This is a genomic window from Chryseobacterium sp. Y16C (assembly GCF_022488405.1).
GTDB lineage: Bacteria > Bacteroidota > Bacteroidia > Flavobacteriales > Weeksellaceae > Chryseobacterium > Chryseobacterium geocarposphaerae.
Genome location: NZ_CP092711.1, coordinates 1,664,563 through 1,683,461 on the forward strand (window position 1 = coordinate 1,664,563; position 18,899 = coordinate 1,683,461).

15 protein-coding genes are annotated in these 18,899 nt (G+C 35.7%); 6 read left to right on the forward strand and 9 right to left on the reverse strand.

Annotated elements, in window-relative coordinates; all coding sequences use genetic code 11:
• Positions 1–156 precede the first annotated feature (156 nt).
• Positions 157–2,418, forward strand: a complete 2,262-nt coding sequence (locus MKS83_RS07320; protein ID WP_240582605.1) for a glycoside hydrolase family 3 C-terminal domain-containing protein — start codon at positions 157–159, stop codon at positions 2,416–2,418.
• 55 nt (positions 2,419–2,473) lie between these two features.
• On the opposite strand, the gene MKS83_RS07325 is transcribed toward MKS83_RS07320, so the two are convergent.
• Positions 2,474–3,976, reverse strand: coding sequence for a carbon-nitrogen hydrolase family protein (locus MKS83_RS07325; RefSeq protein WP_100376234.1), 1,503 nt, complete (start codon positions 3,974–3,976; stop codon positions 2,474–2,476).
• A 172-nt stretch (positions 3,977–4,148) separates the two neighbouring features.
• Here MKS83_RS07325 and MKS83_RS07330 point away from each other — a divergent pair, with 172 nt between their 5' ends.
• The 4 genes from MKS83_RS07330 to MKS83_RS07345 all read left to right on the forward strand — a co-directional run bounded on the left by MKS83_RS07330 (position 4,149) and on the right by MKS83_RS07345 (position 7,782).
• Positions 4,149–4,691, forward strand: a complete 543-nt coding sequence (locus MKS83_RS07330; RefSeq protein WP_240582606.1) for a helix-turn-helix domain-containing protein — start codon at positions 4,149–4,151, stop codon at positions 4,689–4,691.
• An 87-nt stretch (positions 4,692–4,778) separates the two neighbouring features.
• Positions 4,779–5,690 (forward strand): hypothetical protein, encoded by a 912-nt coding sequence (locus MKS83_RS07335; RefSeq protein ID WP_240582607.1) that lies wholly within the window; start codon positions 4,779–4,781, stop codon positions 5,688–5,690.
• Positions 5,691–5,864: 174 nt separating this feature from the next.
• Positions 5,865–6,836 (forward strand): SDR family oxidoreductase, encoded by a 972-nt coding sequence (locus tag MKS83_RS07340; protein WP_240582608.1) that lies wholly within the window; start codon positions 5,865–5,867, stop codon positions 6,834–6,836.
• Between the two features lie 148 nt (positions 6,837–6,984).
• Positions 6,985–7,782 (forward strand): helix-turn-helix domain-containing protein, encoded by a 798-nt coding sequence (locus tag MKS83_RS07345; RefSeq protein WP_240582609.1) that lies wholly within the window; start codon positions 6,985–6,987, stop codon positions 7,780–7,782.
• Positions 7,783–8,196: 414 nt separating this feature from the next.
• Here MKS83_RS07345 and MKS83_RS07350 read toward each other — a convergent pair whose 3' ends face one another.
• The 5 genes from MKS83_RS07350 to MKS83_RS07370 all read right to left on the reverse strand — a co-directional run bounded on the left by MKS83_RS07350 (position 8,197) and on the right by MKS83_RS07370 (position 12,256).
• On the reverse strand, positions 8,197–8,940 hold the full coding sequence (locus tag MKS83_RS07350; RefSeq protein ID WP_240582610.1) for an HD domain-containing protein: 744 nt from the start codon (positions 8,938–8,940) through the stop codon (positions 8,197–8,199).
• Between the two features lie 881 nt (positions 8,941–9,821).
• A complete protein-coding gene (locus MKS83_RS07355) occupies positions 9,822–10,268 on the reverse strand; it encodes a GNAT family N-acetyltransferase (protein WP_240582611.1) in 447 nt (148 codons plus the stop codon).
• Between the two features lie 127 nt (positions 10,269–10,395).
• A complete protein-coding gene (locus MKS83_RS22300; protein ID WP_367142539.1) occupies positions 10,396–10,563 on the reverse strand; it encodes a 2Fe-2S iron-sulfur cluster-binding protein in 168 nt (55 codons plus the stop codon).
• A 272-nt stretch (positions 10,564–10,835) separates the two neighbouring features.
• Positions 10,836–11,735: a dihydrodipicolinate synthase family protein gene (locus MKS83_RS07365; RefSeq protein WP_240582612.1), complete on the reverse strand. Its 900-nt coding sequence runs from the start codon at positions 11,733–11,735 to the stop codon at positions 10,836–10,838.
• Positions 11,736–11,755: 20 nt separating this feature from the next.
• Positions 11,756–12,256: a cupin domain-containing protein gene (locus tag MKS83_RS07370; protein WP_240582613.1), complete on the reverse strand. Its 501-nt coding sequence runs from the start codon at positions 12,254–12,256 to the stop codon at positions 11,756–11,758.
• Between the two features lie 101 nt (positions 12,257–12,357).
• Between MKS83_RS07370 and MKS83_RS07375 the strand changes: the two genes are divergently transcribed.
• Positions 12,358–13,779 carry a PLP-dependent aminotransferase family protein gene (locus MKS83_RS07375; protein WP_240582614.1) on the forward strand — a complete coding sequence of 474 codons (1,422 nt, stop codon included), beginning with the start codon at positions 12,358–12,360 and terminating at the stop codon, positions 13,777–13,779.
• 368 nt (positions 13,780–14,147) lie between these two features.
• On the opposite strand, the gene MKS83_RS22305 is transcribed toward MKS83_RS07375, so the two are convergent.
• The 3 genes from MKS83_RS22305 to MKS83_RS07385 form a co-directional block, all read right to left on the reverse strand.
• A complete protein-coding gene (locus tag MKS83_RS22305; RefSeq protein WP_410679447.1) occupies positions 14,148–14,465 on the reverse strand; it encodes a phage integrase SAM-like domain-containing protein in 318 nt (105 codons plus the stop codon).
• A gap of 386 nt (positions 14,466–14,851) precedes the next feature.
• The gene (gene mnmE / locus MKS83_RS07380; protein ID WP_240582615.1) at positions 14,852–16,237 is read right to left on the reverse strand and encodes a tRNA uridine-5-carboxymethylaminomethyl(34) synthesis GTPase MnmE; all 1,386 of its coding nucleotides are present in this window, start codon (positions 16,235–16,237) and stop codon (positions 14,852–14,854) included.
• A 121-nt stretch (positions 16,238–16,358) separates the two neighbouring features.
• Complete coding sequence (locus tag MKS83_RS07385; RefSeq protein ID WP_240582616.1) at positions 16,359–18,725, reverse strand: right-handed parallel beta-helix repeat-containing protein; 2,367 nt, start codon at positions 18,723–18,725, stop codon at positions 16,359–16,361.
• Positions 18,726–18,899: the final 174 nt, after the last annotated feature.

An 18,899-nucleotide genomic window follows, 5' to 3' on the forward strand; every position in this document is an offset into this window, starting at 1 on the left:
AATGATGCCTTTTCTTTTAATTTCATTTTCCCATTTGATTTACTTTTTGATAAAAGCTGATGATAATTAGACATTTATTAAAAAAATATATTTTCTCAATTTGAGATAATAATTTTTTTTTGCTATTTTTGTTACCAATCAAAAAAGAAGGCTTTTATGTTAAAGAAAACCGCCATTGTAAGTTTATTTACTCTTATTTCTGCTTCGTATATGGCTCAAAATACTACTCTACCTGTTTATTTAGATGAATCAAAACCCGTTGAGCAACGAGTTCAGGATGCACTTTCCAGAATGACACTGGAAGAAAAAGTGGCCATGCTTCATGCACAGTCGAAATTCAGTTCTCCGGGAGTTCCAAGACTGGGAATTCCTGAATTCTGGACAACAGACGGACCTCATGGAGTTCGCCCTGAAGTAATGTGGGACGAATGGAACCAGGCAGGCTGGACGAATGACTCCATTATTGCTTATCCTGCTTTGACGGCACTTTCCGCAACCTGGAACAAAAAAATGTCATGGAACTACGGAAAAGCGCTTGGAGAAGAAGCCCGTTATAGAAAAAAAGACATTCTTCTGGGACCCGGAGTAAATATTTACAGAACTCCACTGAACGGAAGAAATTTCGAATATATGGGAGAAGATCCTTATCTGACTTCAAAAATGGTGGTTCCTTACATTAAAGGAGTTCAATCCAATGGCGTTGCAACTTCTGTGAAACATTTTGCATTGAACAATCAGGAAATGTTCCGTCATACAAGTAACGTGAAAGTGGATGACAGAACCTTATATGAAATTTACCTTCCGGCTTTTAAAGCGGCTGTAACGGAAGGAGATTCATGGACCATCATGGGAGCTTATGATATGTACAAGGGCCAATATGCAAGTCAGAACCAGTATCTTTTGAATGATATTTTAAAAGGGGAATGGAAATATAAAGGCGTTGTTGTTTCAGACTGGGGTGCTGTAAACAATACTGAACAGGCTATTCACAATGGACTTGACCTAGAATTCGGAAGCTGGACCAACGGACTTTCAGCAGGAACAAAAAACGCTTACGACAATTATTATTTAGCAAAACCTTACTTAGATTTAATAAAATCCGGTAAAGTGGGAACAAAAGAGCTTGATGACAAAGTTTCGAGACTTTTAAATTTAGCTTATAAAACAACAATGAACAGAAACAAGCCTTTCGGAAATATTGCTTCTGAGGAACATAAAGCGATTGCTAAAGAAATCGGAGAAGAAGGAATTGTTTTGTTGAAAAACCAGGGAAATGTACTTCCGATCGACATCAATAAAGCTAAAAAAATTGCAGTAATTGGTGAAAACGCGATCAAGATCATGACTGTTGGTGGAGGTTCTTCTTCATTAAAAGTTAAATATGAAACGCTTCCTTTAGACGGAATTAAAGCAAGATTTGGTAAACAATCCGATGTACAATATGCAAGAGGTTATGTGGGAGATATTGGCGGAGAATATAACGGTGTAAAATCCGGACAGGATTTAAAAGATGATCGTTCTCCTGCTGAATTACTGAATGAAGCTGTTGAACTGGCAAAAAAATCTGATTACGTCATTTTCGTCGGAGGATTGAATAAAGCCGATTTCCAGGACAGTGAAGGAAATGACAGAAAAAGCTACGGATTGCCATACAATCAGGATAATGTAATTGCTGCATTGGCAAAAGCAAATAAAAATCTTGCAGTAGTTTTAATTTCAGGAAATGCAGTGGCTATGCCTTGGATCAAAGAGGTTCCAACCGTTTTACAATCCTGGTATTTAGGCTCAGAAGCAGGAAATTCCATCGCTTCAATTTTAGCCGGAGATGCTAACCCTTCAGGAAAATTGCCGTTTACTTTTCCTGTAAAGCTGGAAGATAATTCAGCCCACCAATTGGGAGAATATCCTGGAAATAAAGAGGAATTGGCAGCCGGAAAAGGAAAAGATCAGAAAAACCCTATCAATATTACGTACAACGAGGGAATTTTTGTAGGATACAGATGGCATGATACGAAAAAAATTAAGCCATTATTCAGTTTCGGACATGGTTTGAGCTACACTACTTTCGAATTTGGAAAAGCAAAAGCTGATAAAACAACAATGTCTCAGGACGACAAAATTACGTTTACAGTTTCTGTTAAAAACACAGGAAAAAGAGCCGGAGCCGAGGTTGCTCAATTATATATTTCTGATTTGAAATCTTCTGTGGAAAGACCTACCAAAGAACTGAAAGGTTTTGAAAAAGTATTTTTAAATCCGGGAGAAGAAAAAGAGGTCACATTTACTATTGACAAATCTGCTTTAAGTTTCTTTGATCCTCAAAAACATGATTGGATAGCTGAACCGGGAGATTTTGAAGCGCAAATCGGAAATTCTTCTGATGCAATCAAGACGAAAGTTAAGTTTACTTTGAAGTAAAATTTTACTTATATATATTTCTAAAACGAGAAGAGTCCAATTGCTGGACTCTTCTTTATTTTAAATAAGTTTCATACAAATCTGTCCTTCTATCTTTCAAAACCTGTACAGAACCATTATAATGCAAATCTTTCAGAAGATTAAGATCAACATCAACAATTAAGGTCATTTCCGTATTGGGTGTTGCTTCTCCTTTTACCGCATTGGAAGGAAATGCAAAATCTGACGGTGTGAACACCGCTGCCTGTCCAAACTGAATATCCATATTATTAACGCCCGGAAGGTTTCCTACACAGCCTGCAATGGCAACGTAACATTCGTTTTCAATTGCTCTGGCTGCCGCACAATGCCTTACCCGGATATAGGCATTCTGAGTATCGGTAAGATAAGGTACAAACAGAATTTTCATTCCCTGATCGGCTAATATTCTTGGAAGCTCAGGAAATTCGACATCGTAGCAGATTACCAGTCCTATTTTACCACAATCAGTATCAAAAACTTTGATCTCACTTCCTCCTTTCATCCCATAATACTTTCTCTCATTCGGGGTAATATGAATTTTTCGGTATTCATCAATTCTTCCGTCCCTGTGCAAAAGATAGCTTACATTATACAGATCATTATTCTCAAATACGGGCATACTTCCTGAAATAATATTCACATTGTAGCTGATCGCCAATTCGGAAATTTTGTTTTTAATACTTTCAGTCATTTTTGCCAGCTCAATCATGCTGTCTCTTCCCGATAAGTTATTGAATGGCGCTAATAAAGGCGTATTAAAAAGTTCCGGAAACAGAACAAAATCCGATTTATAGTCTCCCATTACATCGACAAAAAACTCTACCTGCTCATAGAAGGCATCAATATCCTTAAACTGTCTCATCTGCCACTGCACGAGACCGATCCTTATGATACTGTCCTGCATCGTATTCGGCTTTTTACTGTAATAGATATTATTCCATTGCAGCAAAACAGCATTTTCTCTGGACGATTCATCTTCCGGAAGGTATTTTTTCAGCACCTTGATAGGCAGAAAGTTATTGGACAGCTGAAACGAAAGAACCGGATCATATATCTCTTTATCTCTCACCTTGCGAATATAATCTCTGGCAGAAAGTTCGTGGCTGTATTCGTGATAGTTGGGAATTCTTCCGCCCAATACAATAGATTTCAGATTAAGCAATTCACAAAGCTCTTTACGTGCATCATAGAGCCTGCGTCCCAGTCTCAGTTCACGATACTGCGGATCTACAAAAACTTCGATACCATATAAAACATTTCCTGTAGAAGAATGGGTATTGAACGTATAATTTCCTGTAATATCGCTGTAGGTATGATCATCTCCAAAATCTTCATAATTTACTATAATCGAAAGAGCGACTGCCGCCAGTTTTCCGTCTACTGTAATACAAATCTGGCCCTGAGGAAAAATTTTAGTAAGCTTGGCAATGCTTTTCTTCGCCCAAACATATTCTGACATTTTCGGATAGGCAAGCTTCATAACTTCTACCAGTTCATCGTAATCTTCAAGCTTTAACGATCGTGTTTCAATTTGCATATTATTTCTTTTTTATGATTTGTAAAAGTGTAATAACTATTCCATATACGGCTAACTGCTAATACAACTAAAATATACGGAATTTTTGATTTTTAAGAGTAATATTCTTGTGTTCTTTTTAATTATTTGTTAAGTTTAACTTACTGAAATTTATTTATTGAACTAATACAAAATGAGTAATCAGGTTAAAACCTTCAGAGAACAACAGCATATGACCCAAGCAGAGCTTGCTGAAAAATCAGGACTTTCATTAAGGACCATTCAGAGGATTGAAGCAGGAAGTACTCCTAAAGGTTTTACTTTAAAAGCTATTGCAAAAGCCCTAGAAATTGAAACCGAAAAGATCGTGCCATCTGTTCAGGAAAAGACCCCAAACAATAGAGCTAAACTTATTAATCTCTCTTCTTTAGTTGGTCTCATCATTCCATTCGGAGGAATTATTATGCCTCTGATCCTAACCCATAAAACCCAAGACCCTAAAACCAAAGAAATCGGAAAAGATATTATCAGCATACAAATTTTATTAGCCGCCGTTCTGTCTCTTTTTATGATTATCAGTCCGTTTATTCAGCATCTTTCAGGAATCCGGTTTCCTCTTTTTCTCATTCCTCTTATCAGTTTACTCGGTGTAAAACTGTTCATCATCATTAGAAATGGCATCAGTTTAAACCAAAACAACACTTTGCATATCAAACTGAAAACCAATTTTTTATAGTTTAAAAACTTTAATTGTCGTAAAATTGTCGCCTTATTTTTGTAAGAATTCTGATTGAAATCCACGAATCTTGCAAAAAAAATAACAATGAAAATTTTTAAGAAAATTGTACCGGCTTTTTTAGGCCCTTTAATTCTGGTATTGATTGGCACATATTTTTATTTCGATCAAAAATTCACTCCCGAAAAAAATTATTTAACGGTAAAAAACGAAAGCGGAAAAGTTCCTATGATATGGTTAGGAAATGATAAAAATATTTTGCTTGTCCCTATTCATTTTCCAACAGATTCCACTACTTATTATTTACAGTTTGATACCGGTTCTCCTTCAACAGTGCTGTACACACAGGCTATTAAAAACATTAAAGCAATACAGATCAGTCATGACCACGCAAAAGCATTCTTCACTTTAGGAAAAACTGAAATATCTTCAAATTGGTTTAAGCTAATCAATCAGGGTAAAAACTATCATAAAGACACTCTTCCTGTTATCGGAACTTTGGGAGCTGACATCCTGGAAAACAACAGAACTCTCATTAATTTTAAAAACAGTTATCTGGTTTTTAATCTTACTAAGGCTCCCTCTCAATATACTGACCAACTAATGGATTTTAAGTTTAAAAAGAGAAAGATTATTTTGAAAGGAATATTGAAAGGAAAAGAAAAACAATTTCTGTTCGATTCCGGAACGAGCGCTTATGAATTGCTTACCCAAAAAGAAGAATGGAAGAATTTAAAATCTCCTCATTCCGGTGTGGTCACCGAACAAGCCCAATCATGGCAGAATATCCTGACCACCTATACTGCGACTTGTGATCAGAATATTGAATTTCAAAATAAAAAGATTCCACTTCGCCATGTTACCTATGTAGAAGGATTTTCACAAATGCAATACGCACTTATGAAATTTTCAGGAATGACAGGAATGCTCGGGAATAAAATTTTTCTGAACAATGTTTTATATCTCGATTGCAAAAATGAAAAAATAGCTATAGACTGATTAAAATCTAAATACAACTTGGCGAAATATGAAGTGCGAAAAATAAGTTTTTATCACAAATGTAAAGCTATAAATAACATTATTATGTGGACCCTACAACAAACAAATTTTGAACTCCACAACAAAATGAACGATTAAAATAATCCTCAACTTTGTCCTGTAAATTTTAAAAAAATGGAAAACGCACAAAAAACAAAAGTGTTGGTAACCGGCGGAACAGGGTTTTTAGGAGTTCATACTGTTCTGCAGTTATTACAGCAAGGCTATCAAGTCAGAACAACCCTTCGTTCACTTTCAAAAAAAGATCAGATAGTTAAAGCATTGGAAGAATCAGGAATTACAGATTTTTCACTTCTTTCTTTTATTGAAGCCGATCTAACAAGTGACCATAATTGGGATGAAGCTGTAAAAGATTGTGATTATGTCCTTCACGTTGCATCCCCCTTCCCTGCACAGGATCCAAAAGATGAAAATGAGCTTATAATTCCTGCAAGAGACGGAGCATTACGGGTTTTAAGAGCATCACGAGACGGAGGAGTAAAACGGGTGGTATTGACTTCTTCATTTGCTGCAGTCGGTTACAGTACTGATATTGAAAATTATATTTTCACGGAAAAAGATTGGACAGACACGAATATTGATCTTCCTGCTTACATTAAATCTAAAACTGTAGCTGAAAAATCTGCATGGAAGTTTATCGAAGAAGAAGGAAATAATCTGGAACTGTCCGTCATTAATCCTGTTGGAATATTTGGTCCTGCAATTGGGGGTATTACTTCCGCTTCCCTGGATGTTGCCGTTATAAGAATTTTAAACGGAAATCTTGAGTCGACACCTCATTTTACTATGGGTGTAGTGGACGTGAGAGATGTAGCAGACATCCATATCAAAGCAATGCTTCATCCTAATGCTGCCGGTGAACGTTTTATCGCAACTTCAGAGGGGACAATGAGTTTTTATGATGTAGCTGAACTATTTAAAAAAGAAAGACCACAATTCACCAACAAAATGAACAAACTGGAACCTATTGACAGAGTATATTACAAACAAATGTCCAACGAAAAGGCCAGATCTGTACTTAGTTGGAACCCAAGAAGCCGGGAAGAAGCGCTCTTGGCAAGTGCAGACAGTGTAATGAATGTTTGATGAAATTTTGTTAGTTTTAAACAGCAATAAAATTACTGTATCGGAAATTTTGATGAAACACTTAATTTTTCGGTACAGTTTTCCAAAAGCTATAAACAATTATGCCCGGAACCTTATTTCTTTTAACTGGTCGAAGAAAATTAACATCATGAAATTAAATAATCTACAATCCTGCCATTTAGGGCCAGAAATATCACCCGAACAGTTTATTCCGGAGCATTTCTTTCTGTTTTTACTTAAAGGATCCATGATTTCATATGACGGCTACAAACATTACGAGATGAAACCCGGAGATTACTGTGTTGCAAGAAAAAATCATTTTGTTCGTTATACCAAACACAAAGACGAGGGACAGTTTGAAAAAGTAATTATTGCTTTTGATGAAGTCTTTTTAAAGAAATTTCTTGCACGCCACCCTTATCAAACCGAACCATCTACCAGTAATGACGCATTTCTATTTATCAAGGAAGATAAGCTGATCAATAATTTTATACAGTCTCTAGAGCCTTACTACAATGGAACCGAACAATTGGATGATGTTTTTGTTGATATCAAACGTGAAGAATTGTTGATGATTTTGCTCAATAATAATTCTGAGCTGAAAAATATACTTTTTAATTTCAATGTTCCGTACAAAATTGAACTGGAATCTTTTATGAATCAACATTATAAATTCAACATCAGTATGGAAAGGTTTGCATTTATGAGCGGGCGGAGCTTATCAACTTTCAAAAGAGAGTTTAAAGCTATTTTTAATACCACTCCAGGAAAATGGCTGATGAAAAAACGTTTGGATGAAGCATATTTTCTTTTAGATAAAGAGCGTAAAAAGCCTACTGATATTTACACTGAACTTGGCTTCGAAGATCTTTCCCATTTCTCTTTTGTTTTCAAAAAAGAATTTGGAATATCTCCGTCAAATATCGGAAAGATTAAAATTACATAGAGAACCATTACTTTCAGATATACAAAATTAGATTTAATTAATTTCTTGTTTTTACAAACTGTAAACAATGCCTATTTTTCGAGGCAGTTGCGTATATTAAGGGCAGATAAAGTTTTAATCTCTATAACTCAACTATATCAAAGATATAAAAATTGGAAAAATAGATCTATTTGTGTATCGGACAATACTTTCAAAAAATATATCCGACATTTCATCATATTGATGTATAACTTTTCACTTGACCAGTAGAAGATAAACATATTCAGCAAAAAACTATAAGATCTTCCGTTAAAGGAAAAAATATCTTTCAAATAATAATCCGCAATAGAAAAACTAAAGCGGATTTTTGGATTCCTGAAGTATATCTCCTTTATAAATAAATGCGGGCCTTATCACATAAGCCTTTTTTGATACTTATTCCATATCCATTGGGTTTTTACCGGCCATTTTCGCAAAACCCATGCGGTAGAGGATATCGGCTCTTGTTCCTTCCTTATGATGAAAATTTTCCATGGTATTTAATATATCTTCTTTAAAACCCTGTCTTGAATAATGCCTGTTTACGTCATCTATATATTTTTTGCTTAGTTGGAACCTGTTGCCCCCAACAACATCCATAGCTGCTCCTTTAGAAAGACTGTAAGCTTCATTTCCATATTTATGTTTATTCACAATAGGGTAAAGATGTAGTTCAATGATCTGTTTAACAGCTGATGCTTTTTTTTGGTCCTGACCGTGTTCTAAACAGAATTGTTGACTGAACTCTCCTCCATAATTTGCAAAACATTGTTTTGAACAGATATGATTGTGATTATCAGTAAGTCCTATATCATGTAAAAGAGATGAAACAAAAAGCAATTCAGCATCCACTTTCAGATTTTCAGATAAGGCAAATCCACTACTCCAGAAATAGGTTCGATAAGAATGGTAAAATAGGATAGAATTACAGGTTTCCTGAGCTTCTTCAACAGCTTTTTTTGCAAGTGGGGAATCTGGTATTACAATATTTTTAAAATCAGTTTTTGAATATTGCTTCAGTTTGGCCACTGACAGTAATTTATTAATATTTTCCTGTAATTTGGACTGTATCAGCATGAGCTTAAACTTCTGAACTTCACTCTTGCTTAAAATGCCGGAGGCTGGTAAAATAATTTCCATATAGAAAGTTTATTTGATTATATGATTTTAATGTAAACAACTGATATTTTTTATGTTGTTTTTAAAAAAATACTAATTAGTATGTTTTTATCGCAAAAAAAATTTATTTTAAATTTTCCAGGAAAACTTTTAGCTCATTCAGGTAGTATTTATATACCGACTTATAGTTTTGGAGTTTACCAAAGTTTCAAATTCCTCAATATTGATATGAATGTTGATCTTAATACTTCATTAACAACAGCAACTATCATTTCATCTTTATTCTTGAAATGATAGTAAAAGTACTTTTAGCGACTTTTGCCTTAAAATAATCTCATCAATACTCGTTGCCAGATAGCTTTTTTATAAATAAGCTCATAGGGCCTTCTGAAAGATGGTTAATCTTGTGAGTTCACCTTTTTCATAAACATACTAATTAGTATCTTTTGCAAGGTAAATAATTTTTTTATGATCTGCAAGTCTTAAAGAATGGTATACTAAAATTATTAAAACAGAAAAGTAAGTGCTGTTATTGCAAAGTTATTTTATATCAATTTAGCCTTATAGATCTAAAGCTTTAAAGTTTGGGTCAAAAACGTAAAGGGAACATGAATGAGCAAGCCTTATCAAGATTTAATTTTCAAAACGAATTAAAAGAGAAATTAGCAGAGCTAGTGTAATATAAAAAGTGTCGGCAGAACAAACTGCAAAAAAAGGACTATCCAATCCAATGATCTCAATCAATTAGATAAAAATTATAAACGAGAAGTGAGTCATAACATTAGTATTTATGAAAAGGCCGGGAGTGGATTTGAATCACTGTAAAGGGTTTGCAAACCTTTGTCTAACCACTACTACCCGACCTATTATAGGCGAACTGAATTTGAGTCCGCCTTTTCTTTTTATTTCCACCAATAGTAATAATTGTGGTTGCCATCGTACTCAAATCCGCAGCGTGGGTATAACTTGTTGCCTATGTCGTTTGTTTTTTCGGTTTCCAGCATCAGTCCGCAAGCATCTGTTTCACCGCACCATTGTTTAGCACGGTCTATCAACGCTACCGAAAGTCCTTTGCCTCTATAATCGGGGTGAACAAACAAGTCGCTCAACAACCATTGCTTTGCCAATCTGATATAATGATACAGTTTGTACAACTGGACAAAACCAACTGCTTTACTGTCTGCATATACGACAAAAATATTCGATTGGTCATTGTCTAATCGCTCCTTAATAAACTGTTTGCACTTTTCGTAATCGTCTTCCTGACGGTAAAATACCCGATAAAGGTTAAATAATGCCGCGGTGCTGTCTAAATCGTTTAGACCTACTTTTTTGATGTTGTATTCCATTTCTATAAATTATTTTTATTGATGGCACAAAAGTATGGCATTGCAGGATTAGCTGTATGGTGCAGTTTTTAGATAAGTAGGCAGTCCAGAAAATACTAAACAGCTTTAAAACTCTTCATAGTTTATCTTAAATAGGAACAGACACACAAGCTAAAATTAAACCTTGATGTCTATGAACTTCAGATAGGACAAAATTCCGTTTTAAACATACTTCGCCCTTCTCCAGTTTGCATACACAAGTGTCACACGTACCGCTATTTGCTCGTTTTAACTTACTACTGAAAGAAAACTGTATAAGCCCGAAAGTTTCCTATCGCTTTCGGGCTTTTTAGAATGGTTATTTTAAATCTTCAATAGAAGCTCCAAAATTGATTGGGTATAACCAATGCAGGAACAGATTGTACACCTGCAATTTCTGCATCTCTTACTTTGGTTTTGTCTATATCCAAATGAATTACTTCAACCTGATTTTCAGGTATAAGATTTAAAATATCTTTTTCTGCTTACACAAATAGGATAGCATAATAAAAATTGCTTTTGCTATTTTATTTTGTTTTAATTTCATAATTAATACTGACAAACTTCGTTCTCAATAGCCGAGAGTATGCTATCCAGTTCGGCTATTTCATGTTCGTTGAGTGGTTTTAAAGGGCTTTTGAAACCACCTCCGCCTACTCCCAAGAGATCCAAACCAGCTTTGATGGAGCGCGGCAAACCTTTTGCCACAATGAATTTCAATAAATCAAACTGTTTATAGAAAATGCTTTGGGCTTTCTCCAAATCGTTTGCTTGGATGGCTTGGTAAAGAGCGGAGTTGAGTTCGGGAATCAGATTGGGAGCGGCGGTGCACCAGCCTGTAGCTCCTGCCGAAAAAGCAGCCAATGCCAATGGGTTCGAACCGTTGAAAAATGCTACATCCTCACCCAACTCTTTTCTTAAATAATGCATACGTTGCACATCGCCTGAACTTTCTTTTATCATCGTTACGTTCGGAATTTCCAACAAACGTTTCAACAATACTGGCGACATATCCACTCCGCCTGTTGCGGGATTGTTGTATGCCATTATGGGGATGGAAATTTTGGAAGCAACGGCATCATAGTGTTTTACAATTTCGTCATCGGTTAGTTTCCAATAGCTCATCGGGATGATCATGACTGCCGTTGCACCTTCTTTTTCGGCAAATTGCGCATGGTAAACGGTTTTGTCCGTAGTAAGGTTGGAAACACCTACCAATGTAGGCACTCTGCCAGCAACCTGTTGCATCGTTGCTTCGGTTATGGCTTCTTTTTCCGCATCATTGAGGTAAGGCATGACGCCTGTGCTTCCCAATGGAGCAATACCGTGAGAACCTGTTGCAACCAATCGCTCAACCTGTTTTTTGAATAGTGGAATATCCACATTTTCGTTGTCGTCAAACGGGGTAACCGGGTAGGCGATTACACCTTTAAAAGGTACTTTATTCATTTATCTTCCTGTTTTAAAAATTAAAAATCTCTTCCTTCTTCTTCACGCAAGGCAACGCCTAGGTTTTGTAGTTGTGGGGCATTTTCGCAAGCAATGTATTTTGCGGATTCAGTTTCGCTTAAATTCTGGTGTTGATGCCACGCCCAGGACGGAATATAAACAGCATCACCGGCTTCCCATTCTACAATTTCATCTTCTACACGTGTCGTGCCTTTTCCCTCAATAACATAAAGAACCGTTTCGTAGGTGTGGCGGTGCAGGTGTGTTTTCTGTCCCGGCAACAAGCCGCCAATGGTCATACTGACATTTTTACTCGGTAAATCCACAAAGAAAACAGGGTGTTTCCTTTCTTCCGAAAACTGGTTGTGCACGCCTGCATTTTCAACGTTCTTGTGAATGACATGGGAGGGCTTCACATACGTTGGTCTTGCAAATGTTTGATGAAAATCTTTTGAGCTGAACTGTTTTTGCTCTACATGGATTGACTTCTTTACTGCTGTCGCAGTTTCTAATTTTGACATAACTGAAAATTTTTATTGTTCTGTTGCATTATTGCAATACAAAAGTATCGTATATTTGGACCATCAAAATGATACAGTTTTTACAAAAATAAACAGTCCAGATGTTAAGAGGTTGGAAATTTGAAATACAGTTAGACGATCAATCGGATAAGGCTATTTATCTGCAAATAGCCGATGCCATAATAAAAGACATCCATTCGGGCAGGCTAAAGCCCGGCGATGCCTTACCCGGCAGTCGAAATCTTGCACAACTTCTGAAAATCAATCGGAATACAGTTGTAGAAGCCCTTAGTGTACTACTCATTGAGGGTTGGCTGGTTTCCAAAGAAAGGCAAGGAACTTTTGTTGCCGAGACATTGCCCGATTTCAAAGAGGTACAAAAAAATAATCCTGTAACTACCGTAGTAAAAGAGACAGCAAGCAGGCATTATCACATACAATTTGATGATGGACACCCCGACAGCAAAATTGCACCCATTGCGGAATTAGCAAGGGCGTACCGCCAAATATTCAATCAGAAAGCAAGGTGGCAGATGATGGGCTACGGAAATGAACTGGGCGATTTGGAATTTAGAAAAGCTATTGTTCAAATGCTTAACCACCAGAGGGGAATGCAAGTCGATGAGCAAAGTATTTGCATCACGCGTGGCAGCCAAATGGCAATGTACCTGACAGCTCAATGCCTGTTTACAAAAGGTGATTATGTGCTGATTGAAAACCCGGGATATAAACCTGCCTGGTCTGCGTTTGAAAATGCAGGTGCAACATTATTACCTGTCAGCATGGATAAAGATGGTTTACTGATTGACGATGTCATTTCGTATCTGAAATCCCACAAAAAGATAAAGGCAATTTATGTTACGCCACACCGCCAATACCCGACGACGGTAACGTTGAACCTAAAAAGAAGATTGGAATTGATATGGCTTTCCAACAAATACGGTTTTACGATTATCGAAGATGATTACGATAATGAATTTCATTTTGGTTATCGTCCGATATTACCGTTATCAAGTTTTACAGAACTGAAAAACTACGTTTACATTGGCACAATGAGCAAGGTGATTGCCCCTGCTTTGCGTATCGGTTATTTGGCAAGTAATGACAGCTCTTTGATTGAAAGAGTGGGCAGTTTACGAAAAATTATTGATGTGCAGGGCGACAGCATAATGGAGCAGGCAGTTTTACAACTTATCAAAGACGGCACAATCAAAAGGCATATCAAAAAGGCAACTAATCACTATAAAGCCAAAAGGGAATTTATGGCAACGATGCTGAATAAACATATTACGAACAAAGCCACTTATACTATTCCTGAAGGTGGTTTGGCTTTTTGGGTTGTTCCTAATAAGTGCGTGGACTGGATACAAATTTCCAAGAAACTAAAAACCAAAGGCATCAAAATCATTACTCCGGATACTTATAGCTTCGATGAAACCTTAAATGGTATAAGATTGGGCTATGGTTCGCTTTCTGAAAAAGAATTGGAAGATGGGATTATTACTTTGGCTAAAATGTTATGATAATCAGATTGATTATGGCGAAAACTAATTGATGTACATACCTATCGTTTTGGGGCTTTACAATTAAAAAGATTATTCTGGATTATTCTGGATTAAAAAGCGATTTTCATTGAGTTCAAAAAGAAACCGGAATTTTCATAACTCGATATTTAATTCCGGAATAATCTCGGCAGCTTCTTTCATTTTACTATCCATAATTTTTGCATAAATCTGCATTGCTTTTAATTCTCGATGTCCCAATCTTTTAGAAATCGTATAAATATCTGCACCGTTTTCCAGCAATAGAACTGCGTCCGTATGTCAGGCTAAGTGAAAAGTAATATGCTTAGGGAGCTGCAGCTCGATTGAACCAGCGAATAATTTCAGTATTATAGGTCATTCCATATTTCAAACCTTTGAAAACTCTTTCTTGCGAATCTTGTCTTTTGCCTAACAATTCTCCGGCTTTTTTTTAGATATAGAGATATTCTACACCATTTGGCTTTCCGCTTCTTCAAGGAATTGACTTTTGATGCGTAATTTATTGTCAAATATCCATCGAAAGTATTTCGGAGTGCAGCTTCGAACTTATTGAAATAAGAATATTTTGAGTTTTGAGAAAGTGGCAGTTCACTTTTAAAAGCATCCTTTTCAAAATATCGGTGAACTTTCTTGACGAAACTTTCATCAATTTCATTGAAAATCATATTTTTAGAAAATCTTTTTGAGATGTTGTGGAGTAGAACCAATTATCGTAATTGTTAGAATTGTCTTGCTTTTGCTTTTCTTCTGCTAACTCCTCAAAATATGTTAAAAAAGTTCTTTTACTTTTTACAGTGTCTTTCAGGTCATAGCGTCATTGGACATATTCAGCTTTTTTAATTGCCAAAATACTTTCGGCAAGAGCCTTAGTTTCTTTGCTTTCTTTTTCTTTCTTTTATTTGAAGTGTACATTCGTACACCTTTATACTACTTTTGATAGCTCAAGGTGTACATCAGGCGTACAAATATGAAAATAACCGCTAAAAAATAGAAAATAAAATTTATATAAACGCCCTGATAATCAAATTAAAAAGATCTAAGAAAACTTGAATTATTTACCGATACAAAACTTAGAAAATATATTCCCCAAAACCTCATCGTTGGTCACTTCACCGGAAATCTCACCAAGATGTTCCAAAGCATTCCTAAGTTCATAGGCCAATAATTCCGTAGAGATTTGGAAGGTAATCGCCTCTTTTACTTTATGTACAGCATCCAAAGATTTTTGTAAAGCTTCGAAGTGACGTTGATTGGTAATTACGACGTTATTTTCAGATGCTTTTAATTGTTCAACATATGAAGACAATTCATTTTTAAGATCCTGAATATTTTGATTTTCTACCGCAGAAATTTTAATGAAATCGAAATCGTGTGCAATCTCATTTCTGAAAATATCTTCTACTTTTTCATAGATTGACGGGGAAACCTCATCAATTTTCGTTGAACAGATAATCAGTTTCAGATCCTCTCTCAACAAAGATTTTATCATCTCAATATCTTCAGAGAAATCCTCAGTTCCTGCATCTGCCAAGTATACAAGAATGTTGGCATTTTCTACTTTTTCTTTAGCTTTTTTTACACCAATCGCTTCAATTTCATCCACTGTTTCACGCAATCCGGCCGTGTCGATTAATCGGAATGCATGACCTTTAATGTGTAACACCTCTTCAATCGTATCTCTTGTGGTTCCCGCAATATTACTTACGATCGCTCTTTCCTCCTTCAACAAAGCATTAAGCAACGTAGATTTTCCTGCATTCGGTTTTCCGATAATGGCTACTGCAGTTCCATTTTTAATGGCATTTCCGTACTGGAAACTTTCGATCAATGAATTTAATTTCAGTTCGATTTTATTCAATAGCTCTACCAATGCCGATCGGTCGGCAAACTCTACGTCTTCTTCAGCAAAATCCAGCTCCAGCTCAATTAAAGAGACAAAATTGAGTAGATCAGTCCTTAAAAAAGAGATCTCATTGGTAATTCCTCCTTTTAGCTGATTGATAGCTACTTTCCTTGAAGCCTCATTTTCAGAAGCAATAACATCAGCAATCGCTTCAGCCTGGGAAAGGTCTATTCTTCCATTGATAAAAGCACGAAGGGTAAATTCCCCTGCTTTTGCCATTCTCGCTCCGTTTTTAATCAAAGTCTCAAGAATACGTTTCCCAATGTGCGGAGAACCGTGAAAAGCTATTTCCAGAGAATTTTCCGTAGTAAAACTTTTTGGTGCCAGAAAAATAGACAGCATTACCTCATCTATCGCTTCTTCTCCATCTACAAAATATCCGTAGTGAATGGTATGAGATTTCTGCTTCGCCAGCTTTTTTGCAGGAAAAGACTTTTGAACGACTGATAAAGCATCGTCACCTGAAACTCTGATAATCCCTAAAGCTCCTACTCCATTGGCTGTAGCCAACGCACAAATGGTATCGTTATTCATGCTGCAAATTTACGTTTTTTTAATTGCAAAGAATTATACAGATTGTCTATCATGCACATTTCACCTTTATTAATGGATAAGAGCAGGAAATTCCTGCTCTTACTTTATAATTGAAATTTTTTTAATTCACCTCTACCCATGCAGTGGAAATATTAGAAGTATTTATTCCTTTCAAAACATGGACATTTCCGGAAGTATCAAACCAAATATATTCTTCTCCAATAAATTTAGGTAATTGCATTGGTGCAGAAGTATTCTTCATAAATTTTGAATCCGGGATATCAGTATAAGTAATTCCTTCTTCTACAGTAAATCCATTTTTTACCTTAATGCTGTTGTCATCAATACTATTAAACCAATGGAACGTAGGTGTTCCGGTATTAAGAGCATCTTTTTTAACATCTACATTATCTAAGCTCAGCTTAGTGAAGCCCCATCCATAGCTTACATAACATACAGTAGCAGTATTTAGACCTGTGAGATAAATAATACAGTCTTTTATTGATACTTCATTGTCAAACCTGGAAGGATTATTATTATAAGTACCCACCAAGCCAACGCTAGAAAATTGTGCATCAAAATAATTACTCACTCTGTCATTACCCAAATAAATTTTGGAATTAATAAAATTTACTTTAGGAAAAGTTCCATTTGCCGGACTTCCATAGCAACCGTTGAAGTGATATGTTCCGTTTTTAATAATACAATCTATATAGTTTACAGATTTCAAAAATACAGCATGATTATGAGCAATAACCACATTATCTAATGTGCAGCCAATAAAGTCTATTTTTCTGTTCGTCGGAATATTATTAATTGTAAAAAGAAAGTTTTTGAAAGTATTTTTATAAACAGTAATATCCGATGAATAAGCTATAAAATAAGTATGAGACAGGTTTTTATTTTCAAATATATTGTTATATGTTTTAAGTCCAAATTGACTGGATGAAATATTACAGTCAACAAAATGATTTTCTGACATCGTAGATTCAGAATCGAAATCCATTCTTCCATCTTCGAAATAGTTTGATTTTAGTTCTACCGGATTAGAGGCTACTACTGCTGTGAACTTTCGGACATAATTGTTGGAGAACAATACTTTTCGTTTACTAAATTCAGGCGAGCTTTCAAGCGATAATGGTAATTCGATGTTATTGAATTTATTATGATGTACATGAAGTAAATTTATAGAGTAAGCAATAACTCCATATCCTAAATTGTAAAATCTGTTGTTGCTGATAAATGCATTATAGGTACCCGCTAGTATTCCATGAAAACCATCTCCGATATCACAGTTTTCTACAGTCATTCCTAAACAATAACTGTCTTCAAAGTTTATTTGATAGCGGGTAGAATCCGGAAATCCCGGTGCTGATTCTTTCCAGCCTACTCCGTTATTATAAATTCGGCAGGATTGGATCAAAGTATGATTTGTTCCTCCTGAAATGCCACCACGGTGAGAATCACTGAGATCGCAATTCTTAATTGTGAAATTTGTACATGGATTGCTTGCCAACTGAATACTGAAATACGCATCGGCATCATTGGAAGGCTGATTATCTGTAACAATTCTTAGATATTTCGCACGGTCCGGTCTTTTAGTTTCCTCAAAAATTTGATTCACTTCCGAGCCAATAACATTATGGTTATCATCATACCAATAAAAAGTAACATAACCGTTTTGAAACGGAGGAATTCTCGTGTATCCCACACCTGTAATGATACATACATTACGATAGTCTTTAGCATCGCCGGGTAAGCTGATGAAATCAGTTGTATAAGAATTATTTAAATTTTGTGATACATATCCCGTATTATCAGTTCCATCTGCCAATAAATTTCCAAGAAGAAATTTAGGATCCCAGCCAGTTCCTTCACCAGTACCGACTTCCGGATAATTTCCTATGATAATATTATCTCCCATAAATCCGCGAATAGTGGTCCCATCCACTTCGCAATATCTTGATCCTAAATTATGCATTACTCCATAAGTAGATTCAACCCAGGATTCTCCTGAAACAAAATCTCTTTGATAAAGATCTCCCAGAATTTCTCCTCCTATTAATTTTGATTTTACGGCATGGAAAAAACCAAATACATTGCCTTTAAAAAGATAAGCAGGATCTGAAGATATATCATATGGGCTTTTATTAACGCTGTCATACATCATTTCGATACGACAACCACTAATATCAAGCGTCGTATGGGACGGAATCAGAACACACGTTGTATTTTCATAAATATGTCCCTGCCCCATTGACCTGTTCAAATAGGTAAACGTATATTTTCCAGCAGGTAATTTCACCATATTTACATGTAATGTATTTACAGCATAGTCTATTGCCGCATTTATACCGTCCACATTAGCTTTTGCCGTTTCGTAATCTGCATTGGTATAAGGTTTTTGTGGCACCCAGTCTTTGGTAATATTAAAAGCATCTAGCTGTATAAGATAAGTTGCCGGATTTTCTGTTGGTGTTGTTGACACGATTTTTGTAATTTGATTGGTTATTTAATTCGTCTTGAAAATTATTTTACTAGAAATCTCTAGTTTTTAGCCCTATTTTTTAAGGTGGTTAGGCCAAATCCCACCCAAATTCTTGAAATCAATTTTCATCTTTTACCTTTTTATTATACTGTAAATGTAGATACTGAAGGCGCC